Origin of the sequence: Cupriavidus numazuensis, assembly GCF_905397435.1 — a bacterium.
GTDB lineage: Bacteria > Pseudomonadota > Gammaproteobacteria > Burkholderiales > Burkholderiaceae > Cupriavidus > Cupriavidus numazuensis.
Window position 1 is genome coordinate 27,513 of the sequence record NZ_CAJPVI010000061.1, and the last position, 22,941, is coordinate 50,453.

The 22,941-nt window shown below is 64.6% G+C and carries 21 protein-coding genes; 8 read left to right on the plus strand and 13 right to left on the minus strand.

Annotation, left to right across the window (positions count from 1 at the left end):
• Nucleotides 1-22 precede the first annotated feature (22 nt).
• Together KHO41_RS33870 and KHO41_RS33875 are read right to left on the minus strand one after the other, a co-directional pair.
• Nucleotides 23-1,429, minus strand: a complete 1,407-nt coding sequence (locus KHO41_RS33870; RefSeq protein WP_211957593.1) for a nucleobase:cation symporter-2 family protein — start codon at nucleotides 1,427-1,429, stop codon at nucleotides 23-25.
• A gap of 146 nt (nucleotides 1,430-1,575) precedes the next feature.
• Nucleotides 1,576-2,334, minus strand: a complete 759-nt coding sequence (locus KHO41_RS33875) for a GntR family transcriptional regulator (RefSeq protein WP_211957594.1) — start codon at nucleotides 2,332-2,334, stop codon at nucleotides 1,576-1,578.
• 339 nt (nucleotides 2,335-2,673) lie between these two features.
• Between KHO41_RS33875 and uraH the strand changes: the two genes are divergently transcribed.
• The gene (gene uraH, locus KHO41_RS33880; protein ID WP_211957595.1) at nucleotides 2,674-3,027 is read left to right on the plus strand and encodes a hydroxyisourate hydrolase; all 354 of its coding nucleotides are present in this window, start codon (nucleotides 2,674-2,676) and stop codon (nucleotides 3,025-3,027) included.
• A 31-nt stretch (nucleotides 3,028-3,058) separates the two neighbouring features.
• Nucleotides 3,059-4,261, plus strand: a complete 1,203-nt coding sequence (locus KHO41_RS33885; RefSeq protein WP_211957596.1) for a urate hydroxylase PuuD — start codon at nucleotides 3,059-3,061, stop codon at nucleotides 4,259-4,261.
• A 916-nt stretch (nucleotides 4,262-5,177) separates the two neighbouring features.
• On the opposite strand, the gene KHO41_RS33890 is transcribed toward KHO41_RS33885, so the two are convergent.
• The 7 genes from KHO41_RS33890 to KHO41_RS33920 form a co-directional block, all read right to left on the minus strand.
• Nucleotides 5,178-6,197 (minus strand): Bug family tripartite tricarboxylate transporter substrate binding protein, encoded by a 1,020-nt coding sequence (locus tag KHO41_RS33890; RefSeq protein WP_211957597.1) that lies wholly within the window; start codon nucleotides 6,195-6,197, stop codon nucleotides 5,178-5,180.
• A 93-nt stretch (nucleotides 6,198-6,290) separates the two neighbouring features.
• Complete coding sequence (locus tag KHO41_RS33895) at nucleotides 6,291-6,893, minus strand: malonic semialdehyde reductase (RefSeq protein ID WP_211957598.1); 603 nt, start codon at nucleotides 6,891-6,893, stop codon at nucleotides 6,291-6,293.
• Nucleotides 6,890-7,342, minus strand: a complete 453-nt coding sequence (locus KHO41_RS33900) for a RidA family protein (protein WP_211957599.1) — start codon at nucleotides 7,340-7,342, stop codon at nucleotides 6,890-6,892. Before KHO41_RS33900 ends, KHO41_RS33895 begins: the two co-directional genes overlap by 4 nt.
• Nucleotides 7,339-8,241 carry a dihydrodipicolinate synthase family protein gene (locus KHO41_RS33905; RefSeq protein WP_211957600.1) on the minus strand — a complete coding sequence of 301 codons (903 nt, stop codon included), beginning with the start codon at nucleotides 8,239-8,241 and terminating at the stop codon, nucleotides 7,339-7,341. Before KHO41_RS33905 ends, KHO41_RS33900 begins: the two co-directional genes overlap by 4 nt.
• A 57-nt stretch (nucleotides 8,242-8,298) precedes the next feature.
• Nucleotides 8,299-9,246, minus strand: coding sequence for an alpha/beta hydrolase (locus KHO41_RS33910; protein WP_211957601.1), 948 nt, complete (start codon nucleotides 9,244-9,246; stop codon nucleotides 8,299-8,301).
• Complete coding sequence (locus tag KHO41_RS33915) at nucleotides 9,243-9,836, minus strand: VOC family protein (protein WP_211957602.1); 594 nt, start codon at nucleotides 9,834-9,836, stop codon at nucleotides 9,243-9,245. The genes KHO41_RS33910 and KHO41_RS33915 overlap by 4 nt, the downstream gene beginning before the upstream one ends.
• Nucleotides 9,837-9,883: 47 nt before the next feature.
• Complete coding sequence (locus tag KHO41_RS33920; protein WP_211957603.1) at nucleotides 9,884-10,834, minus strand: fumarylacetoacetate hydrolase family protein; 951 nt, start codon at nucleotides 10,832-10,834, stop codon at nucleotides 9,884-9,886.
• Nucleotides 10,835-11,019: 185 nt separating this feature from the next.
• Here KHO41_RS33920 and KHO41_RS33925 point away from each other — a divergent pair, with 185 nt between their 5' ends.
• Nucleotides 11,020-11,961, plus strand: a complete 942-nt coding sequence (locus KHO41_RS33925; RefSeq protein WP_211957604.1) for a 2-hydroxyacid dehydrogenase — start codon at nucleotides 11,020-11,022, stop codon at nucleotides 11,959-11,961.
• 145 nt (nucleotides 11,962-12,106) lie between these two features.
• Nucleotides 12,107-12,775 carry a GntR family transcriptional regulator gene (locus KHO41_RS33930; protein ID WP_211957605.1) on the plus strand — a complete coding sequence of 223 codons (669 nt, stop codon included), beginning with the start codon at nucleotides 12,107-12,109 and terminating at the stop codon, nucleotides 12,773-12,775.
• Between the two features lie 29 nt (nucleotides 12,776-12,804).
• Here the strand turns inward: KHO41_RS33930 and KHO41_RS33935 are convergent, their stop codons facing one another.
• Together KHO41_RS33935 and KHO41_RS33940 are read right to left on the minus strand one after the other, a co-directional pair.
• Nucleotides 12,805-14,619 (minus strand): LVIVD repeat-containing protein, encoded by a 1,815-nt coding sequence (locus KHO41_RS33935; RefSeq protein WP_211957606.1) that lies wholly within the window; start codon nucleotides 14,617-14,619, stop codon nucleotides 12,805-12,807.
• A gap of 79 nt (nucleotides 14,620-14,698) precedes the next feature.
• Nucleotides 14,699-15,739, minus strand: coding sequence for a porin (locus KHO41_RS33940; RefSeq protein WP_211957607.1), 1,041 nt, complete (start codon nucleotides 15,737-15,739; stop codon nucleotides 14,699-14,701).
• Between the two features lie 369 nt (nucleotides 15,740-16,108).
• Here KHO41_RS33940 and KHO41_RS33945 point away from each other — a divergent pair, with 369 nt between their 5' ends.
• From KHO41_RS33945 to KHO41_RS33955, 3 genes are all read left to right on the plus strand, one after another.
• Nucleotides 16,109-17,086, plus strand: coding sequence for a LysR substrate-binding domain-containing protein (locus tag KHO41_RS33945; protein WP_211957608.1), 978 nt, complete (start codon nucleotides 16,109-16,111; stop codon nucleotides 17,084-17,086).
• Nucleotides 17,087-17,305: 219 nt separating this feature from the next.
• Nucleotides 17,306-18,535, plus strand: coding sequence for a kynureninase (gene kynU / locus KHO41_RS33950; protein ID WP_211957614.1), 1,230 nt, complete (start codon nucleotides 17,306-17,308; stop codon nucleotides 18,533-18,535).
• Between the two features lie 45 nt (nucleotides 18,536-18,580).
• Entirely contained in the window at nucleotides 18,581-19,996 is a 1,416-nt protein-coding gene (locus KHO41_RS33955; RefSeq protein WP_211957609.1) for an amino acid permease, read from the plus strand.
• 142 nt (nucleotides 19,997-20,138) lie between these two features.
• Here the strand turns inward: KHO41_RS33955 and KHO41_RS33960 are convergent, their stop codons facing one another.
• A complete protein-coding gene (locus KHO41_RS33960; protein ID WP_211957610.1) occupies nucleotides 20,139-20,612 on the minus strand; it encodes a VOC family protein in 474 nt (157 codons plus the stop codon).
• Nucleotides 20,613-20,818: 206 nt separating this feature from the next.
• Between KHO41_RS33960 and KHO41_RS33965 the strand changes: the two genes are divergently transcribed.
• Nucleotides 20,819-21,484, plus strand: coding sequence for a GntR family transcriptional regulator (locus tag KHO41_RS33965; RefSeq protein WP_211957611.1), 666 nt, complete (start codon nucleotides 20,819-20,821; stop codon nucleotides 21,482-21,484).
• Between the two features lie 114 nt (nucleotides 21,485-21,598).
• Here the strand turns inward: KHO41_RS33965 and KHO41_RS33970 are convergent, their stop codons facing one another.
• Nucleotides 21,599-22,714 (minus strand): porin, encoded by a 1,116-nt coding sequence (locus KHO41_RS33970; RefSeq protein WP_211957612.1) that lies wholly within the window; start codon nucleotides 22,712-22,714, stop codon nucleotides 21,599-21,601.
• Nucleotides 22,715-22,941 lie beyond the last annotated feature (227 nt).

Sequence of the window (22,941 nt, forward strand, 5' to 3'; positions counted from 1 at the left end):
AGGAGGCTGCCGGGGACCGCGGTTACTCCGTGCCGTGCGTGTTCGCGGCGGCGTTGCGCATGGCCTCTTCGCGCGACTGGATGCCGTTGTAGAAGAGGTTCAGCGCCACGGCCACGATGGTGCCGAGCACGATCCCGCTATGGGTGAACGGGACCGTCCACTTCGGCAGGTACTGGAAGAACGTCGGCGCCAGCGTCGGGATCATGCCGAAGCCGATCGAGATGGCGACGATGAACAGGTTGTGGCGGTTGCGGTTGAAATCGCAGCTGCCGAGGATACGGATGCCCGTGGCGGCCACCATGCCGAACATCACGATGCCGGCACCGCCGAGCACGAACTGCGGCACCGAGGCGACCACGTGGGCCATCTTCGGGAACAGGCCGAACGCGATCAGGATGATGCCGCCGGCCGCCGCCACATAGCGCGAACGCACGCCGGTCACCGTCACCAGGCCCACGTTCTGCGAGAACGAGGTGTACGGGAAGGTGTTGAACACACCGCCGATCACCGTGCCCAGGCCGTCTGCGCGCAGGCCGCGGGTCAGGTCTTCGTTGCTGAGTTTCTTGCCGGTGATGTCCGACAGCGCCAGGAACATGCCGGTGGATTCCACCAGCGTGATCAGCATGACGATGCACATCGACAGGATTGCACTGAGCTCAAAGGTCGGGATGCCGAAATGCAGCGGCGTGATGACGGCGACGAAGCTGGCTTCATTCAGGCCTTCGAACGAGACCTTGCCCATGCCCATGGCCACCACCGTGCCGGCGATGATGCCGAGCAGCACCGCGCAGTTGGCGACCAGGCCGCGGCCGTACTTCGTCAGCAACAGGATGATCAGCAGCGTGAGACCGGCGATGCCGAGATTGGTCAGGTCGCCATAGGCGAGGTTGGGCACTTCCTTGGCCACGCCGTCGATCACGGCGCGCGTGGTGGGCTGGCCGCCGGCTGCCCAGTTGATGCCCACGCGCATCAGCGACACGCCGATCAGCGTGATCACCGTGCCCGTCACCACGGGTGGGAACAGCCCGAGCATCCGGCCCATCATCGGCGCAATCAGTATGCCGAATACCCCTGACGCGATCACCGCGCCGTAGATGCCGAGCAGGCCGACGTTGGGATCGGTGCCGATGGCGATCATCGGCGCTACCGAGGCGAAGGTCACGCCCATCATCACGGGCATGCGGATGCCGAACTTCCAGAAGCCGAACGCCTGGATCAGCGTGGCGAGGCCCGCGGCGAACAGGTCGGCGTTGATCAGGAACGCCAGTTGGTCCTTAGGTAGCTTCAGGGCGCCACCGACAATCAGGGGGACTGCCACGGTGCCGGCATACATCACCAGCACGTGCTGCAGCCCGAGCGCGAGCAGACGCCCGGAAGGCAGACGCTCGTTAGTCAGGTCCGTGGGGACCGTGGTGCTTGCGGAAGTCATTGGTGCGTCTCCTCTCCTTTGGTTTGATGGGAACACTGGCATCCGTGGCCTCCTTTTGGGACAGCACCGCCGCCGCGTCCTTCAGGACGCTGTCATGGGCAGTGCAGCCAGGCCTCGTTCGGTGTGATGCCGGCGGGAACACCGTGCTAGGTGGAGCGGCCCAGCACGCTGCGAAGATCGAAGGCGCCCGGATCGTCGGGCTGTACGCGGTCGGCGCACGCGCCAAGGTGGTGCGCCATGCGCGACTGCGCCAGCGCGGCATTGCCCTGTTCGAGGGCGTCGAGGATTTCCTCGTGTTCGTCGAACGAGCACGCGTTGTTGCCGGGGGCTTCCACGCTGGCGATCATCAGCGTGGTGCGCGAGACCAGGCGGCGCATCATGTTGACCAGCAGCGCGTTGCCGGACAGCTCGGCCAGCGCGGTGTGGAATTCGGCCGACAGGCGGATCCACGTGGGCCGGTCGTGCGTGAGAAAGGCCTTGCGCTCGCTGGCCACCATCTTGCGCAGCGGGGCAATCACGGTCTTCACGTCAGGCATGGCGGCGAGCTTGTCGAGCACCGCGCGTTCCAGCATCTGGCGCAGTTCGAACATGTCGTGCGCCTCGTCGGTGGACGGGCTGGCGATAAAGGCGCCGCGGTTGGGTTCCAGATCGACCATGCCGTCGGCGGCCAGGTGCGACAGCACCTTGCGCACCGTGTGCCGTGCGGTGGCATAGATTTCGCAAAGCGAATGCTCGGTCAGCTTGGTGCGCGGGGGCAGCCGGTGCTCCATGATCGCGTCATAGATCTCGTGATACATGCGATCCTCGACCGAGCCCTTGCGAGCGGGGCGCTCGCTCTTCTCGGACTTCTGTTCGGTCAGTACGGCGTCGGCGACACCGGCAATCAGCTTCAGGCTCTTGGACATCTTGGCACCAAGCGGTAGGACGGAAACAGCGGCCTGCGGCCCCTGTGGGACCACCGTCTGCGGCGCCGGAAATGCCGGCTATCAGCAAGCGGTGATCCGAAAATTGTTGACAATTATTTGGTTACGCCTTCAATATTGTCAACAAAACCGAATCAGGTTTTCGACAACTAAGGGTTATCCCCCAGTTGTCAACCGGGTGGGTGCAGGCGCATTGTCGCCACGCACCAACCCAGCGCCGGGATGCGTTACATGACGTACCGAGCGGGCACCATATCCCAGATATGGTGCTAGTGAAGGCAGCGGCGCCCCTCACAACCCAATCGCAAAAGGACAAATACGATGGGACGCTTGACCACCCACGTTCTCGACACCGCTGCCGGCACCCCGGGTCAGGGAATGTCGATTACTCTCCATAAAATTGTCGACAATCGCCGCGAAACGCTGAAAACCGTGGTCACCAACCACGACGGCCGCTGCGACCAGCCGCTGCTGGAGGGCGCCGACCTGGCCGCCGGCGTGTACGAACTGGAATTCGCCGCGGGCGACTACTTCCGCGCGCAAGGCGTGAAGCTGCCGGAACCGGCCTTCCTCGACGTCGTGCCGCTGCGTTTCGGCATTGCCAACACCGACGCGCACTACCACGTGCCGCTCCTGGTCTCGCCCTGGTCGTACTCGACCTACCGCGGCAGCTGAATTCGTGGTCTAGGGAAACAGGAGACAAGACATGGAAGGCTATATCCTCGACTGGGCCAATATGCTGCTGCGGTGGGTGCACGTCATCACCGCCATTGCATGGATCGGTTCCTCGTTCTATTTCGTCTGGCTGGACAACAGCCTGACCAAGCCCATCGCCCCCGACCTGAAGGACAAGGGTGTGGATGGCGAGCTGTGGGCCGTGCACGGCGGCGGCTTCTACAATCCGCAGAAGTACCTGACCGCGCCGAAGTCCCTTCCCGAGAACCTGCACTGGTTCTACTGGGAGTCGTATTCGACATGGATGAGCGGCTTCGCGCTGCTCGTGGTGCTGTACCTGTTCAACGCCAGCACGTTCCTGATCGACAAGAATGTGTTCGATATGTCGCCCGGCGCGGCGGTCGGCTTCGCGGTCTCGTATCTGCTGATCGGCTGGATCGTCTATGACAGCATCTGCCGCCTGTTCAACAAGAACGACCGTCTTGTCGGCATCCTGGTGGCGCTCTATGTCATGGTCGCGGCATTCGTTGCCTGCCACATCTTCTCGGGCCGCGCGGCATTCCTGCTGACCGGCGCGATGGTGGCGACGATCATGAGCGCCAACGTGCTGGTGTGGATCATCCCTGGCCAGCGCAAGGTCGTGGCCGCACTGAAGGCGGGCCAGCCGGTGGACCCGAGCCACGGCAAGCGCGCCAAGCAGCGCAGCGTGCACAACACCTACTTCACGCTGCCGGTGCTGTTCGCGATGCTGTCGAACCACTACAGCATGACCTACGCCGCCAAGAACAACTGGCTGGTGCTGATCCTGATCATGCTGGCTGGCGTGCTGATCCGTCAGTTCTTCATCCTGAAGCACAAGGGCAAGATCAATGTGCTGTGGCCGGCAGCCGGCGTTGCCGCGCTGGGTGTGGTCGCCGTGCTGATCGCGCCGCAACCGCGCCCGACGGTCGCCAAGGCCGAGGGCGAGCCCGCCACCGTCAGCTTCGCCAAGGTGCAGGAAGTGGTGAACGCCCGTTGCGTGCAGTGCCACGCTGCGCAACCGAAGATGATGCCCACCGCTGCCAAGGGCATCAAGCTCGACACCGCGGACGACATCAAATCCCACGCCCAGCTGATTTACCAGCAGGCCGTGCAGCAGAAGGCCATGCCGCTGGGCAATGTCACGCAGATCACGGACGATGAACGTGCCTTGTTGGGCCAGTGGTTTGAAGGCGGCGCCAAGACGACTAACTGAATGTTGTAGTACTCGGACCCGCTCGCTGGCGAGCGGGTCCGTGAAAACCGAGCATCGGTGATCGACGGTCCGGAGGCTGTGCAGTTGGCAGTCGGTTGTACCGGGCCGGCGAGGGTTTGGACGGGGCTTCGGCTCCGTTTTTTTTTTATGGTTTTTGGGGTTTTTGTTTGGGTGGGGGTTGTCGTTCTTGGCTAGCGCTGCTGTTTCGCCGGCGTAGCCGGCGAGTCACTTTTTGTCCGAGCGACAAAAAGTAACCAAAAAACGCGTCGTTGCCGCTGGCCATCAATTCCACGGTGGCAGTAGTTCAAACGGCTTTGGACGCCAGCGATGGTGGTCGGCCGTTCGACCCTGCTACGCCATGTGAGTCAGAACCTGTGCCTTGCGCGGCACGACTTTTGGACGATCCCCAAGACGGACTCGGGTACAGCGTTCCAACCAGGTCAGTGGTGGGACGCCTTCGGCTGCGCTGCGCGCACGTCGTCGTCTGGACGCAAGCTCATCAACGTGGCTGGCGCACGAGTCCCCGTTCCAGTTCCAGTTCCAGTTCCTGATGTCCTGCGTCTACGCGCATGCAATGCGCCCAAGGCATCGTCACCGAGGCGAGGCTCGGGTCAGACCTTCGCGGTCTTACTCTAAGCCGCGCGTAGCGCAGCCGTAGGCGTCCCCGCGAGGGCGTCGTTAGAAGGGACCACTCCGTAATCCGGGTTCGCTCGTACGCGCTGTCCCATCCTAATCATCTACGCGGCAGGCAGTCCAGCGGTCCTCTGATGCCCCAATGGCATTGAGCCTTGGATTGACCACGTAAACGCGCTTTTGCCTCCTTTTGTCGCTCGGACAAAAGGAGGTCGCCGGCTACGCCGGCGAAACAGCCGCGCCTGCCAAGAACGACACCGCGGCCTCGGACCCGACCCCCCCTCTATTCCACCTGAATCCCCGCCCCCTCAATCACCGGCTTCCACTTACCCCGATCCTGCCGAATCCGCTTCGCAAACGCATCCCGGGTCTCATTCAGCGGAACAATGCCGACCTTCTCAAGCCGCGCCCGGAAATCCGGATCAGCGATGATCTTGCTGGATTCCGCCGCGATGCGCGCAACGATATCCGCAGGCATCGCGGCCGGCCCGACGAGGCCGTTCCACGTATCCACTTCATGCCCCGGAAAGGTCTCGGCAATGGCCGGCACATTCGGCAGCATCGGCATGCGCTTTTCGCTCGACACGGCGAGCAGCGATACCTTGCCGGTGCCCACATAGGGCATGACTTCCGACACGCTGGCGCTGTACAGGTCGATCTGGCCCGCGAGGACATCGGCCAGCGCGGGAGCGCCGCCACGGTAGGGCACCATCGTGGCCTGGATGCCCGCGCGGTTCAGGAACAGCAACGCCGACAACTGGGTCAGGCCGCCGTTGCCCGCGTGCCCAACGTTGAGCTTGCCGGGATTGGCCTTGCCGTAGCGCACCAGGTCGTCGAGCGACTTGAAGTTGTTGCGCGTGCTGGCGGTCAGCACGAACGGGTTGCCACCGATGTTGACGATCGGCACGAAATCGCGAGCGGGGTCGTAGCGGATCTTGTTGGTCATCGGCGCGGTCACGATCTGGGTCATCGTGGACATGAACAGCACGTAGCCGTCAGCCGGTGCGCGCGCGACATACTCTGCAGCGATGAGTCCGGCAGCACCACCTCGATTGTCGACCACGAACGGCTTGCCGAAGGCTTTGGCCAGGCGCTCGGCCATCAGGCGCGCAATCATGTCGGTGTTTCCGCCGGGCGCGAACGGCACGACGATGGTGACGGGCCGTGACGGCCAGGGTTCCTGCGCGTAGCCGGGAGCGGTGGCCAGAGCGCCCAGTGCAAGCGCTGCGGCGGCCCGGCGCGCGGCGCGGCCCGAAAGACAGCGGAAAGCGCGCAGCCCTGCGCGCAACATCTTGATAGTCATAGTCTCCTCCGGTTCTTTCTGGTGCCGGCGACTGCCGGCGTGACGCGGATCTTGTGATGGGGTGACGAAAGCTCGGGTGCGCGGTCTCTATCTCTATTCGATACGGCACGCCTGTCCGAACGGCAGGCGCGGCAAGCGTGCGAACAACCGTTGCGGATCACCGCGGCCAAGGTTGCACAGGAAGTTCACACGCCAGGGGCCATCGGCGAAGAACGTCCGGTTCACGGCTTCGGCATCGAAGCCCGACAAGGGGCCGCAATCAAGACCAAGCGCGCGCGCCGCCAGGATCAGGTAGCCGCCTTGCATCGAACTGTTGCGCATCGCAGTTTCCTGCGCGAGCGCCGGGTCATTCGCGAACGTGTCGTACATGGCGGGCCGGTGCGGGAACAGCGTCTCACCCAATGCGTGGAAATGCGTATCGTAGGCGACGATGGCCGTGACAGGGGCCTGCCGGACTTTCTCCACGTTGGCCGGAGCGAGCGCCGGCAGCAATCTGGCTTTTGCCTCGGCGGACCGCACGAATACGATCCGCATCGGGCTGCAGTTCGCGCTCGTGGGACCATGCTTGACGATGTCGTAGAGTTGGACCAGCGCGGCATCGGAGACCCCGCCGTCGAGCCAGCCATTGTGGCTGCGCGCCTGCAGGAACAAGGTGTCCAATGCATCGGGCGTCAACGGTGTGGCGCAGAGCGTCATGCGTCGCCTCCATCTGCAGCGTGCCACGCCGTGGCGGTAATCTCCACGCGCATATCGGGATGCGGCAGCGCGGCCACGGCGACGCACGTGCGTGCGGGCAGCGGACGTCCTGCCTCAGCGAATCGATGCTTGCAGATCGCGTCGTAAGCCGCATTGAACGCCGCATAGTCCTGCATGTCGACCAGATAGCACGTCATGGTCACGCAGTCCGCCAGGCAGAGCCCTTCGCCGTGCAGCGCGCGATCGATCTTGTCGAGGACGCACGCGGTCTGCGCCGCGAGGTCATAGGTGCGGCCGCCATCGGTGCCCACCGTGACGCCGGTGCAGCCGTCGTGCGTGCGCGGGCTCATGCCGGCCACGTGGACATGGCGGCCTGCGCGGCGCGCAGCGGAGTAGGCGGCCAATGGCGGCGGATCGCCCGTTGCCGCCGAGGTCTGGGAGGGGATCATGCGCGGGCCTCCGCGGCCCGGACGCCAGCAAGCGCGTGCTTCAACTGCGTGGCCGCTTCGGCCGCCAGCGGCATCAGGGGAGGGCGCACGTGGTGCCAGCCGGCATCGCCAGTCTGCTGCGATAGCGTGTGCTTGACGGCGGCCACCATCGGGAAACCCTCCAGCGTCTTGCGCACGGCGGTGATGCCGTCCTGCAGGCGCGCCGCTTCGGTCACCGACGAATAGGCGCTGGCGATGGCGCGTGCATTGATGTTGCTGGTGGCCGAGATGCAGCCCGCGGCGCCGAGCGGCAGACTGCGCAGCATCAGCACTTCGGAGGCAGGAAAGATCGACAGTGACGGGAAGCGTTCGAGCATGGCGGCGAGGTTGTCCCAATCGCCGCTGCTGTCCTTGACGCCGGCGATGGCATCGGGGAACGCCTGGACGAGCCGTTCGATCAACGACAGCGAGATGGGCACGCCCGACAATGCGGGGATGTGATACAGCACGATGCGCAGCGCGGGGTCGTCCACACGCTCGATCAGTTCGCGGTAGTAAGCGAAGACACCGTCCTCGCTCACGTTCTTGAAGAAGAACGGCGGCAGCACGAGCACACCTGCACAGCCGCGGTCGATGGCGTGGCGCGTCAGCGCCACAGCGTCGTCGATCGCGCAGCAGCCGGTGCCCACGAGCACGCGCTGGCCGGGGACGCCGGCGTCGATCACGGCGTCGACCAGCGCAATGCGTTCCTCGAAGGTCTCCGAGCACGCTTCGCTGTTGGTGCCGGCGATCGCGATGCCGGCGCCATCGGCGATCAGTTGCCGGCAGTGCGCGATGAAGGCCGGCACGTTGATCGAAAGATCGTCGTAGAACGGCGTGACGACGGGCGCGAATACGCCCTGCAGCTTGTCTGTGGACACGGTCTTGTCTCCTGGTTTTGTTCGCTTCTTGTTCTGGCGATGCGGGCCCGCTCGGGTTCAGGCCTTCGCGTGGTGATGTGCGAGGGGTTGCGTGGCGGATTCCAGGAACTCGCCCAGAATCTGGCTGAACGCGGTGTCGTCGGTGCCCAGGTGGGCGACGATCGACGTATGGTTGTGATGCGCGACCTGGACCACGCGCGGGCTGCGTCCCTGCGTCTCTCGCACGCGCGCCGCGTACTGCAGCGCGTACAGGTCCAGGTAGGGATTTTCGAACTCCGCGAATGCCACCATCAGCGGTACGTTCAGGCGTTCCGCAAATGGCATCGGTGCGCGCGCTGCCTGCAGTGCGGGATCCATGCCGTAGTAAGCCGTCACGCCGCGGGCGTTCGGGTTGTCGGGCAAGGTGTCCGCCTGAAGACGGGCGCTGATAAGCACCGCACCCGCCACGCCGGCATGGTTGTCGCCGCACGCAGGATCGCTCAGGCAGCTTGCCACGTGACTGCCGCCGGCCGAGTGCCCGACCAGCACGACGCGAGCCGGATCGCCGCCATAGGCGCCGATTTCCGCGCGTAGCCAGGCGAGGGCTGCCGCAACGTCTTCGGCGCCCGCGGGATAGGGGGCTTCCGGTGCGAGCCGGTATTCGACGTTGACGCCGATGTAGCCCCGCCGCGCGAACCAGCGCGGCACATTGGCGTAGATATGCGGGCTGGAATCCTTGTCGCCGCGCACAAAGGCGCCGCCGTGAACGAAGACGACCACCGGGCGCGCATCCTCTGGCGAGAGGTTCTCCGGCAAGTACAGGTCCAGCCGCTGGCGGGCGTGCGCGCCATAGGGCAGGTCGGCGTGGCGGCGGATGCCATCCTCAGGCAGCGCGGCATGCACGCTGTCGTAGATCGCACAGACTTCGCGCCGGTTGGCCTGGATGTCGTCGGCCCACCGGCGGCCAAGCGCCTGCATGGCGTCGGCCTGCTGCGGCGAGAGCCCGGCGAACGCCGGCGCGGTCATGCCTGCTCTCCGCCGCCGCCTTCCTGGTCCTTGTCGGGATCGGCCGGCGCCTGCTCGCGCTGCTTGGCCGCGAGCAGGCCCGGTGGCGGCGGGACGACGAAGTGCTCGAGGCGGTGACGGTCGAACGATTCAAGGTTCCGGTCCCACGTCTGCGCGGCCCGGTCGCTGCCTGCGGGAATCTGCTCCATCTCCGTGTAGATCTCGACGTTGTTGCCGTCGGGGTCCTTGAACACCAGGAACCAGTTTCCGCCCGGGCCGTGCTGGCCGATGCCGCGTTCGATGGTGACACCGTGGCTGCGCGCCACTTCTACCGCGCGCCGCATTTCTTCGACGGACTCCACGTAGTAGGAGAAGTGCTCGAGACCGGGGCGCGTGTAGCGCGGGAGTTCGTTGCGTTCGGGCGCATCGGCCGGCAGCCGCGACAGCGCCAGGTCGTGGTGGTCTTCGCCGGCACGCAGGAACACCATCTGGTCGGCGATGCGGTCGGAGACCGTGAGGCCCATGACCTCGGTGTAGAAGCGCGTCGAGGCTTCAAGATCGCGGACCATCAGGACGAGATGGCCGAGCTTGCGGGTTCGGATGGGGGTCATGTGCTTGTCTCCTGCGTATCCCTCGTCGATGCGGGCGGCGATGCCGCTTACCGTGCCCCGTAATGTGCCGGGTCGGGTTCCAGTTCGACGCGATTTTCGATCGAACCGATATGCTCGACCCATGCGGTCATGCTGTCACCCGGTTTCAGGAAAACACCGCGTCCCATGCCGACGCCGTCCGGCGTGCCGGTCGCAATCAGGTCCCCGGGCTGCAACGTGAGGATGCGCGACAGGTAGGCGATCTGCTCGGCGACCGAGAAGATCATCTGCGACGTGTTGCCGTTCTGCATGGTCTCGCCATTCACGTGCAGGGTCATGCGCAGATTCTGCGGATCGGGAATACATGTGGCGGGCACCACCCACGGGCCCATCGGGCCGAACGTGTCGAAGCTCTTGCCGCGGAACCAGTCGTGGGTGAACGGGTAGTCGGTGCGGCGGTTGAGATCGCGCGCGCTGATGTCGTTGAAGACGGTATAGCCGGCGATCACCGACAGCGCATCTTCGACGCGCACGTGGCGGCAGGTCTGGCCGATCACCACGCCGAGTTCGACTTCCCAGTCCAGCTTGGCAGTTTCCGGCGGCATCAGGACGGTCGTGCCGGTGGCCACGACGCTGGTCTCCGCCTTCATGAAGATATAGGGCTGGCTTTCGCTGCGCGCGGCCAGCTTGGTGCCCATCTCGTCAGCGTGCTCGTAGAAGTTGGAAGCGGTGCCGAAAATCCGGCGCGGCTGGTAGGGCGCGGCATAGACGGCCGCTGCATCGACCGGAGCCAGCTTGCCGGCGGCGCGCAGCGCGGGGATGCGCGCGGCCAGATCGTCCAGCAGCAGCGCATGGCCCAGCCAGTTGGCGAAGACTGCATTCAGGTCCTGCGGCAGACGCAATGCGTCAATGCCGCAGGCGCGGCCCGCGTCGGCCAGGTCGTAGAGCGCGTTGTCCACGACCAGCCCGGCATGCTTGCGGTCGGCCAGCTCGTAAGTGGCGAGGCTATACCAGTTCACCTTATCTCCTTGTTGATGTTGTTCGGCGCAGGCGACGCACACGATGTGCGGTGTCTGTTTTATGCAAATTCGTTGCTGTGAATACTTTATTGTCTATGTGTATACACGTCAAGGTGTTCGTGATAATTTTCTGCCGGTGCTGCGCATGGGCGCTGCAGAGCAATGAACAAGCCAAGGAGGAGACGATGTCGCGCGAAAACAGGGAAGACGATGAGGCCGTGGTCGTACTGAGCCGTCTGCCACTGGATCAGGAATGGCTGCGCACGCATGCGCCCGGCTATTGCTTCCTGTCGTGGCAGGGGGTATCGGAAGCACAGCGCGTGAAGGCGCGCGCGGTGCTGACCAATGGGTCCACAGGCATGACGGCTGCCGAGATGGCGGCGTTGCCGGCATTGGAGCTGGTGGCGAGCTTCGGCGCGGGCTACGAGAACATTGACCGCGACGCCGCGCGTGCACGCGGCGTGCAGGTCTGCCATGCCCCCGATACCAACGCCCAGGTGGTGGCGGACCATGCGCTCGCGCTGATGCTGGCGTGGTCGCGTGGTATCGCCGCGCTTGACCGCCGCGTGAAGGCGGGCGACTGGGAGACGTTGCGCGCGCCGCGGCCGGGCTTGCGCGGCAAGACGCTGGGCGTCGTGGGACTCGGCAATATCGGCGGCCGCTTTGCGGACCTGGCCGAAGCCGTGGGCATGCGCGTTGCCTATCTGCGGCGCAGCGGGCCCGTGCAGCCTGGCCGCACTCCATACGGCGAAGTGCGTTCGCTGGCCAGCGCCAGCGACGTGCTGGCGCTGACTTGTCCCGGCGGCCCGGCCACGCGGCATCTGGTCGATGCCGACGTCTTGCGCGCGCTTGGGCCTGACGGCCTGCTCGTCAACGTCGCGCGCGGCAGCGTTGTCGATACCGAAGCGCTGGTGCAGGCGCTGCGGTGCGGTGAGGTCGGCGGCGCCGCGCTCGATGTGCTCGACACCGAGCCGCTGGTACCGGAAGCCTTGCGCGCGATGGACCAGGTCGTCCTGACCCCGCATATGGCAGGCCGCTCGCCCGAGACACGCGTGGCCCAGCACGAAGCGCTGGTTCGCAACCTGGAAGGCTGGTTCCGTCACGGCGCGTCGGAGCATCCGGTCTGACGTGACGTATCTGGCAGCCTTGGTACGCACGTCATGCCGGGGCTGATGCATACACGCACACGGCTGGCGGACGCGCCGGCGGGCATGGTGTTTGCCTCGTCCTATAATGGCGGCACCGCAGCATATCCGCCCGCCCAGGACCACCGTGACCACGATCGCCGCCCAAATCAGCCAGCAACTCGCCGAAGAAATCATTTCGGGCACACTGCCGCCCGGCACGAAGCTTGAAGAACCGGCACTGGCCGAGCGTTTTGAAGTCTCGCGCACACCCGTGCGCGAGGCGCTGCGGCTGCTTGATGCGCGCGGGCTGATCGAACTGGTGCCGCGCCGCGGCGGGGTGGTGGTCAACACGAGCCCGGAACAGCTCGCCGACATGCTTGAAGCGCTGTGCGAACTGGAGTCGCTGTGCTGCCGTATCGCCACGCAACGCATGAGCGCGATGCAGCGGCGGCAGCTCGAACTGCTGCATGAAGAGGCCATCGCGGCGGCAGAGAAACACGATACCGACGCGTATCTCGAACTGAACCGCCGTTTCCACCAGTTGATCTGCCAGGGCACGCAGAACGCGACGCTGGTTGCATCGGTGGAAAGCCTGCGCGAGCGGCTCGCGCCGTTCCGTGCCGCGCAGTCGGGTGTCGAGCGCCGCCTGGAGGTTTCGCATCGCGAGCACGAGAAGATCGTGGAAGCGGTGTTGGGCGGACAGCCCGAGCAGGCTTATCTGGCGATGCGCAGCCATACCACGCGGCTGACGCTGCATGTGATGGAGCGGATCGAAGCACAGCGCACCGCGCGCGGCGGCAAGACGCAAAGGTAGCCGTCGGCGCGAGTGCGCTGTCTCATGCTTTAGCGCAGCGGCCAGGGCTTTGCCGGGGCGCCTAGTACCGGCTCCCCGAGCAGCGGCGTCGACAATGCATAGGCGCCGTCTTCGGTAAAGGCCCAGATGATGTTGCGGTCGTACTCCGTATAGATCGCGAACACCCCCTTGCCCAGCGTGTACGACGGCAATTGCGTTTCATCGGCCAGCGGCGGGATGAAGTAGCCTGCGATGGTCGGCTTGGCCGGGTCCTTCACGTCATAGATCTGCACGCCCGCGTTGTAGAACGAGTAAGGCACGACGCCTTGCTTCCACCCGCCGGGCTGGCCGATCGCGTTCGCACGCTTGGGCCCATAGTTGCCGCCGCGCTGGCAGAAGCTGGTGAACGGCGCGCCTTGCGGTACCTCGGGCTCCGGCAGCTTTGCCGCCACCTTGAGCTGCGCCGGATTGCGGGCATCGACCACGAAGATGTCCTTGTACGGCTCGTAGCAATCCCGGTTCATCGGATAGCCGTTGGTGAGCACGTAGCCGGTGCGCGCGTACTGGCTCACGTCGGCATTGTCGAACTCCGTGCCCGCGAAGCTCGGCGACGTGTTGACGTTGCCGAGCATCTTCGGACGGGCGGGGTCGGACAGGTCGAACGCGTAGAAGCCCAGGCCGCCCATGGCACCGAAGCCGATCTTGCCGCCTTTTTCCAGCGGCTTGGGCAGGAAGATCGGGTTGCGTGCGCCCATCCATGACGTCCGGTTGCCGGCGCGCGGGTTCATCAGGTACGTCTGCTCGTGCTCCTTGTTGCCGAGGATCTGTCCCGGCACGGCCACCTGCGAGACGAAGGTCGGATTGGTAGGGTCCGACATGTCCCAGACCTGATAGCCCGGCGAGTAGAGATAGTTTGGATACTCGGTCAGCGCGTAGCTGTCGTCGGGCGCCGCGGCGAGGATCATGTACTTGCCGCCGTGGTATTCCGGCGCATCGAGCGAACCGGAACCCTGTTGCTGCCCGATGAGGGCATCAGGATGCCGGATGTCGGTCGTGCGCGTGGCCAGCAGCGTCCACTGGCTTGGCAACGGACCGTCCATGGCGAACACCTTGAAGCCCTTGAGCGAGTTGTAGTGGCGTTGCGCGGCGACCTTCTCCGGCTGCTCCATCTTCTCGGTCATCAGCCCATAGCGGCCGATTTCGTACGAGGCGACCAGCACCGGCTTGCCGAGCTTCTTGCTCCAGGCAATGGTCGCGCCACCGAGGTAGTTCTGCACGGTGTTCGGATCGTACTTCTCGCTCGATCCCTTCGGGCCCCACACGCCGCCTTGCGAATACACCACCTTGGCGTGCGCGGGGTCGGTCACGTCCATGATGCGCAGGTAATCGCGGTCATGGATGTACAGATAACGGCGCCCTTCGAAGTCGACGATGTTGTTCCAGGCATGGAAGGGCGAACCCACACCCGGGTAGAACGCGAGCATCTTGACGTTCCTGGCGTAGGTGTTCTTGTCCCAGGTGGTCATCTCGCCGGGGAAGCGCTGGCCCTTGTGGATCTCGGGCGTGGCCTTGGGCCAGATGAACTTGCCGGTGGACGGGTCCATGCCGTAGTCGACGCCGGGCTTGAGTTCGGCCGGCCGGCGATCCGGGGTCAGGCGAAGCCAGTCGGCCAGGTAAGGGTCGCTGACATTGGGCGTGCCGGGCGTGCCCTGCGCGGCGGCGGGGGCCGCAGCAGGAGCGGGCGCGGATTCGCCGCCCGCTGCCGCCGCGGCGTGCGGCAGCAGCGCGGCGGACATCAGCGCAAGTACCAGCGAGCAGCCTCTGGCCAGGGGCGGTTGGCGGTGCGGGAAATGGGGTCGATGCATGACGTCTTCCTTGTTCTTCAGTCTGCGGGATACGGAATGCGCGGGCGCCGCGCTGGCGGCAGCGCACGCGACTAGCGGGTCAGAACGCGTGGCGGATACCGAGCTGGAAGCCCGACGGATTCTGTCCGGGACTGGGGTTCGACGACCAGGTCACGGGATAGGCGATCGGTACCGTGTTCTTGTTCTGGATATGCGCATACGTGGCGTAAAGGTCGGTGCGCTTGGACATGCCGTACAAATAGCCGACCACGAAGCCCGTGGCGCTTGTAATGCTCTTGTTGTTGTCGTCATGGCGGTGGACCACGCTGCCGTACACGCGGTTGCGGCCGTCGATATTCCAGCGCGCGCCGATCTGCGCATCCCAGCCGCTTGAACTGAACGCGACATAGGGCGGATACGCGTAATAGCCGTTATAGGTATGGAACAGCACGGTCGGCTCGAAGCCGCCGATGCGGTAGGCCGCGGAGAAATAGTTGTCGCGCGACGACGGGATCTGCGTGGCCTGGTAGATGTTGCGCGTGTACTGCAGTTCGCTGACGGCACCCAGGAACAGCGGGCCGTTGCGGTAATCCACGCTCACACTGAGGAAGCGCCCGGCGCGCGTCGTGTCCTCCAGGCCGAACGCGTACATGACGCGCCCGGTGAAGCCATACAGGGTAGGGGTCTTGTACTGGATGGCGTTGTCCACGCGGTACGAGGCGTAGAAGAATTCCATGTTGTTGACCATGGAGTACGCCGCGGCCCAGCTCGGGTCTGCGTAACCGGCGATCCAGTACGACGGCGTGAACTGCCGGCCCAGCGTGACTTCGCCGAAGCTGGCGCTCTTGAGCCCGACGAACGACTGGCGGAACTGCGCGGCCTGCACGCCGTTGTCGGCGGAAAACGTTGGCTCGATCGTGAATACGGCCTTGTTGCCGCCGCCCAGGTCCTCGACCCCACTGAGGTTGAAGCGCGAATTGTTCAGGCCGCCGCTGGTCATGCGCGTGACGCTGGCCGGGCCGGAAGAAATCAGGTGCTCGATATTGAGGTCGACGAACCCCGACAGCGTGACGGTACTGTCGGCGTGGGCACCGGCGCATGCGAACAGCAGTGCGCCCGGCACGAGTAGCTTCCTTTTCATTGTGTCTCCGAATCTTGCCGTTTCTTGTGTCGCGGTAACGGTAACGGCCAGCCCCCACTTCGGCCGAGACTCGCGCGGTGCGCCTGCCGTGGCCGGATGGACCCTCCCGTGGGCCATCGTGCGGGCCGCGTTGACCGCGGCGTGTTCCTCCAACCAGCGCACATCACGACATGTGTATACTCTGGCTGTGAAAATTATACGTACGTCAGTTATTGTATTTGGAGGTTTATTTTCTTATACACAGAGGGGGTTTGGTTATAGCGGGTAGACCCGGATTGGCGGAGGGCTTTGGCGACGCTAGCGCTTCCCGGTCCGCTGGTTTCACCCGTTCCCAGCCAGCGCAATGCCTTCTGTGATCCCGAGGACGACATGACCATCAACCCACTCAGCGAGATTTCGCTGATCCGCCGGCTGAAGCTGAACCAGCTGATGATTTTCGAGCGCGTGCTGGAGACGGGCTCGGTCATGCGCGCGGCCAATGACATGCGCCTGAGCCAGCCCGCGGTGACCAAGGTGATCCACGAATTGGAATCGTGCTTCGATGGCGCGCTGTTCGTGCGCTCCAACCGCGGCGTGGTGCCGACCGATCTCGGCTTGCTGCTGGGGCGACGCGTCAAGTCGCTGATGGCGGAGTTGCGCTATATGACGGACGAGCTGAACGATTTCCGGCTCGGCACGAGCGGGCATGTCATTGTCGGGACGCTGATCTCGGCGTCGGCGCGGCTGCTGCCGCTGGCCATCTCCATGCTCAAGGCGCGCACGCCGGACGTCTGCGTCACGGTACGCGAAGGGACTACCGCGCACCTGTTTCCGGCGCTGGCCACCGGAGACATCGATATCGTCGTGGGCCGGCTGCCCGAGCGCGAGTTGCCGATCGCCAGCGCATTTCCGCTGGCGCACGAAGTGCTGTTCGACGAGTCGCTGTGCGCGGTGGTCGGCAAGGGCTATGGTGCGGTGCCGGAGCGCGTCGCGCATCTGTCCGAGCTGGCTGCTTCACCATGGATCCTGCCGACGCCGGATTCACCGGCGCGGTTGGCGGCCGAGCTGCTGTTCCGTGCGGCCGGGCTGCCGCTGCCTACCGATATTGTCGAATCGCTGTCGCTGCTCACCAATATCGGGCTGCTGCTGGAAACGCCTCGCATTGCGCTGATGCCGCGTGTGGCGGCGAGGCAGTTTGCCGATGCCGGGCTGCTGCGCATTCTCGATCTGCCGGAGATCGGCGCGTTCGGCACGATCGGCTTTTCCGTACGCATGCACAAGGAGCAGAGCGCCGCCTGCCGCGCCTTCATTGCGTGCCTGCGCGAGGCGGCGCAGGCTGCTGCGCCGGACGCGCCGGTTCTGTCCTGAAACCAGCCTCGGATATCAGCAAGGCAAGGTCACGTGCTGGCTGGTATTCCCGTTTGGGATAGCCAGCATCGGATGTTTGATTATCGCGGCGCACGGCGCTGCCATAGACTCGCGCCGATTACTCCAGGCAGCGGGCAGCATGCAGCCCGCGCTGGTGCCATATCGGGGCCGCTCGGGCCCACACACCTGGTTTCACACACGCCATCCTCCATGCATCAGATGATTACTCGGGAAGACTGTGCCGCACTCGATGCGGCCGACAAGCTGGCTCACTGCCGCGCACGCTTCAACCTGCCGGCGGAAACGATCTACCTCGACGGCAACTCGCTCGGCGCGATGCCGGCCAATGTGCCTGCGCGCATGAACCGGGCGATGGAGCAGGAATGGGCGCAGGGCCTGATCCGCTCGTGGAACGATGCCGACTGGTATCCGGCGCCACAGCGCACCGGCAATCGCATCGCGCAACTCGTCGGCGCGGGGCAGGACGAGGTGATCGTCGCCGACTCGACGTCCGTCAACCTGTTCAAGGTTCTCGTCGCGGCGACCCGCATGCGGCCAGGCCGCGGCGTGATCCTGGCGGAGCGCACCAATTTCCCGACCGACGTCTACATTGCCGGGAGCGCTGCCGAAATGACGGGCTGCGAGCTGCGCTGCGTCGACCCCGATGCAGTGCTCGACGCGATCGACGACAACGTGGCCATCGTGTCGCTGACCCATGTGAACTACAAGACGGGCCAGCGCTACGACATAGAAGCGGTCACGCGCCGCGCGCATGAGGCTGGCGCACTGGTGGTCTGGGATCTGTGCCACACGGCCGGTGCCATGCCCGTGCACCTGAACCGTTGCGAAGTCGACTTCGCAGTTGGCTGCGGCTACAAGTACCTGAACGGTGGCCCCGGCGCGCCGGCCTTCGTGTTCGTCGCATCGCGCCATCAGGACGAGGTTCGCCAGCCGCTGACGGGCTGGCATGGCCACGCGCGCCCGTTCGCGTTCACGCACGAGTACGAGCCCCATGCGGGCATCGACCGGATGCTGACGGGCACCGCGCCGCAGCTTGGGTTGATCGCATTGGAAAGCGCGCTCGAGGCTTTCGATGGTGTCGACCTGGAAGACCTGCGCGACAAGAGCGTGGAACTGGGTGACCTGTTCATCCGCCTGTCCGATCAGGAACTGTCGGGGCTTGGCTTTTCGCTGGCGTCTCCGCGCGACGCCGAACAGCGCGGCAGCCAGGTCTCGCTCCGGCACGCGGAGGGTTACGCGATCATGCAGGCGCTGATCGATCGCAACATCATCGGCGACTTCCGTGCGCCGGACATTCTGCGCTTCGGCTTTGCGGCGCTCTATGTGCGCCATGTCGACATCTGGGACACCATCGCGGCGTTGAAGGAGATCGTCGTCAGCGGCGCCTGGAACACCGATGCGTTCCGCACGCGCAAGTCGGTGACCTGATCCGCGCATCGCGACGCGATTCCAAAGAAGAAGAGGAGACACACGGTGAGGCAAGGACAAGGGTTTGACGCCATCGTCGAACGGGAGCAGGGGCTGCAGCGGGGCTTGTCCTCGGCGCAGCTTTCGATGATCGCCATTGGCGGCGCCATTGGCACGGGTCTGTTCCTCGGCAGCGGCTTTGCGATCGGCTTTGCCGGCCCGAGCGTGCTGGTGAGTTACGCCATTGGCGCGCTGATCGCGCTGCTGCTGATGGGCTGCCTGGCCGAGATGACTGCGGCGCATCCGACTTCGGGTTCGTTCGGCGCGTACGCCGAGCACTACATCGGGCCGTTGGCCGGCTTCCTGGTGCGCTATGCCTACTGGTCGTCGATCGTGTTCGCGGTCGGCACGGAGGTCACCGCCATCGCCGTCTATATGAAGTACTGGTTCCCGGCAGTGCCGGGCTGGTACTGGATCGTGGGATTCTCGGCGGCGCTGATCGGCATCAACACGGCCAGCGTGAAGGTGTTCGGCACGGTCGAGTATGTGTTCTCGATGCTGAAGATCGCCGCCATCGTGGCCTTTATCCTGCTCGGTGCGTACATGGTGTTCGGCGCGCCGCGCGGCTCGGACATCGGGTTGCACAACTACACCGCGCACGGTGGCTTTTTCCCCAAGGGCATGTGGGGCACGTGGGTGGCGGTGATCGTATCGATCTTCAGCTACCTGAGCATCGAGATGATCGCCGTCGCTGCCGGCGAGGCGCGCGATCCGCAGACCGCCGTCACGCGTGCGTTCCGCGCGACCATGGTGCGCCTGGTGTTCTTCTACCTGCTGACGCTCGCGCTGATGCTGGCCATCGTGCCGTGGACGGCGGCAGGCTCGGACGAAAGTCCCTTCGTCAAGGTGATGGCCGCCACCCATGTGTCCGGTGCGGCGGCAGTGTTCAATTTCGTGATCCTGATTGCTGCGCTTTCGGCCATGAACAGCCAGCTCTACATCACCACGCGCATGCTGTTCAGCCTATCCCGTGCCGGCTATGCGCCCAAGGCACTGGGCCGCATCAACGCGCATGGCGTGCCGGCCGGCGCGCTGCTGCTGTCCACGATCGGCATTGCGTTCGCCGCCGTGCTGAATGCGGTGTATCCGGACGCCTCATTCGCGCTGATGATGGCGATCTCCATGTTTGGCGCCATGTTCACGTGGCTGATGATCTTCGTGACCCATCTGTTCTTCCGGCGCAGTTATCGCGGCGCGCTGGTGTTCCGGATGTGGGGCTTCCCCGTGACGTCCGTGCTCGGCGCCGCGCTGATGGCTGCCACGCTGGTGACGACATGGTTCACGCAGGAATTCCGGATGACGCTGCTGATTGGCGTGCCATTCATGCTGGCGCTGTCGGCGGCGTACTGGCTGTGGTACCGCGAACCGTCGAAAAATACGCGTGGTGAGCACGAACGGCCGTCCGAAGCGCACGGCGGCTAGAAGACCGGGCAACGGGGATATTGGGTGGCGATGCCACCCTTTTTTCGTTGGCGACTGCCCGAACGGCTTGTCGGAAGAGGAAAGAAAAGGGCGCCCCGCATTGCCGGGCGCCCTTCGCGAGATGGCTCGAGAGAGGGTCCGATCAGAGGCCGGTACGGTCCGCCTTCAGGTCGGGATTGCGCAGTGCCGGTCCCTGGTCGCCGCCGTTGGCTTCCTTCGACGCACCGCCCCACCCATGGTCGGTCAGGTCGATGATGACGTCGTTCGGATCACGGTACTTCACCTCGTAGAAGATGTTGCCCTTGACCGGCACTTCGCCCATGTAATAGCGGCCGCCCGCGGCTTCCACGGTCTTGCGAGCCTCGACGATGTCGTCGACCCACACACCGATATGGTGAAGGCCGACGAAGTCCTTGCCGCGATCCTCGCCCGCGGCGTGGTCGCTCTTGTAGTTCAGCAACGCGATGCTGATGGTGCCGTCCGTCAGGTAGACGCCGCGTGCGAGCGAGGAATCGGTCTCGCCGACTTTACGGAAGCCGAACGCCTGCTGGTAGAACTCGGCCGTGGCCCAGGGATCGGGAACGGACAGGGCGATGTGGCGCAGTTTGCTGCTCATTGTGGTGGTGCTCCTCGGTAGTCAGGTTGGTTTGTGAGGACCCTGATTCGCGGTCCCATGCGGAAGTGCCGCACAGGCTAATGTATACACGCAACTAAAAATGTATTCAATAAATTGTTTTGGTATTTGTAATATTGGATTGAGAGTGGATTGATCACCCACGCGTATAATTGCGCTGTTCAGCGCGTACCCGACAGAAGGACACCGTGACGACCATTGCTTCCCACATCAGCCAACGCCTCGCCGACGAGATCATCTCGGGAGCGCTGCCGCCCGGCACGAAGCTCGAAGAGCCCGCGCTGGCCGAGCGTTTCGAGGTATCGCGCACGCCGGTGCGCGAGGCGCTGCGGCTGCTCGACGCGCGCGGGTTGATCGAGCTGGTACCGCGACGCGGTGGGGTGGTGGTCAATACCAGTCCTGAGCAGCTGTCCGACATGCTCGAAGCGCTGTGCGAGCTGGAGTCGCTGTGCTGCCGCATCGCGACGCAGCGCATGAGCGCGATGCAACGGCGGCAACTCGAACTGCTGCACGAGGAAGCGATTGCCGCGGCCGAGAAGCACGACGCCGACGCGTACCTTGAGCTCAACCACCGCTTCCACCAACTGATCTGCCAGGGCACGCAGAACGCCACGCTGGTGGCTGCGGTGGAGAGCCTGCGCGATCGGCTCGCGCCGTTCCGCGCCGCGCAATCGGGTGTCGAACGGCGCTTTGAAACCTCGCACCGCGAGCACCTGAAGATCGTCGAGGCCGTGCTTGGCGGCCAGCCCGAGCAGGCTTACCTGGCGATGCGCAGCCACACGACGCGGCTGACGATCCATGTCATGGAGCTGATCCAGGCGCAGCGCGCCAATGCGCTGGCGAAGGTGGATTGAGCGCTGGCGCTAGAACCGCGGCGCGCACGGCCTGGTATCGCCGCGCAAATGACAACGGGGACGCACTGGCGTCCCCGTTTCGTTTTCGTCGTTTTTTCGTCGTTCTGTTGCGCGTCAGAACTTGTGCGTGATGCCGAGTCCGACGCCGCTCACGGCGTCGCCGGCCTTCAGGCCCGGCACGCTGTTGCCCGACAGGTTGTAGCTCGCGGTCCTGTCATTGACCAGGCGCGTGTACGCGGCCCACAACTCGGTGCGCTTCGAAAGGGTGTAGCCGTAGCCGAGCGAGACCTGCCAGGCGCCCGAAGCCGTTCCGGGCAGGCCGATGCCGCCCACCGCCTGCGCGGCATTGCCGTGCGCATCGCCGCCGCGCGTGTAGGAAGCGCGGAACTCATGCGGGCCGATCGCATGGGTGGCGGCGACCTGCCAGGCATCGCGTCGCACCGATTGCCCGGGAGCGGGTTCATAGCTCAGCCGCTCGTAGGCAGCGCGTAGCCTGGTGCCACCGAAACTGTAGACAAGTCCGAGGCGATCAGCGTGATCGCGCGAGCCGCTGTAGTAATAGTCACCGTGATACTCGTGGCCCCATGCCACATACCACTGGCCGCTCTCATAGCTGGCCAGGCCCGACCACGCGATCGGATCGGTCGTGGCCGTCCGGTTCTCGGGCATGGACAGTGCGATGCGCGCAGACAGCCCGTTCCAGGACGGCGTGCGGTACTGGACGAGGTTCGGCTGGCGGCGATCGAACGACTGCGGCGACACCCCGTTTGCCGCCGTCACGAAGCCATTGCCCATGATCGAGTTCGACGCAAAGATGCCGGCCGTGAATGGATCCACCTTGTAGACCGACACATAGCGCAGCGGCATCTCCCACTGGCCCATCAGGAATTCCCCCCACGGGCCGGACAAGCCCACCGCCGTGTTGCGGTCGCCGATCTGCGAGGTGCCGGTACCGTCCATACGAAGGTTTGTTTCGATCTGGAAAAAGGCCTTGTTGCCGCCGCCGAGCGACTCATTGCCGCGGAAGCCGAGGACTGACAGGTCGTTGGACAGCCGTCCAGTGGACTGACTACGGCCATTGCCCGACAGCCGTACCGATTCGACGTTTTCCTTGATGAAGCCGTAGATCTCGACACTGTCGGCTTGCGCGACGGCGGGAAGGAGGGTGCAGGCTGGGAAGAGGGCGGCTGCGGTTAGCCGGGATCGGCGGTGGTGGGATGGTTTGTTCAAGTTTGTCTCCGTATTTTTTACGGATACAATGATAGTTATGTGGATACGGTTTTTAATTCGTGTATACACTAACGGGGCATGGAATGCGGAGGGGGCTTCTGGTTGGGGGTGGGTTGTCGCTCTTGGCAGGCGCGGCTGTTTCGCCGGCGTAGCCGGCGAGTCACTTTTGTCCGAGCGACAAAAGTAACCAAAAACGCGTTTTGGTTGCCCCAAAGGGGCGAATTTTT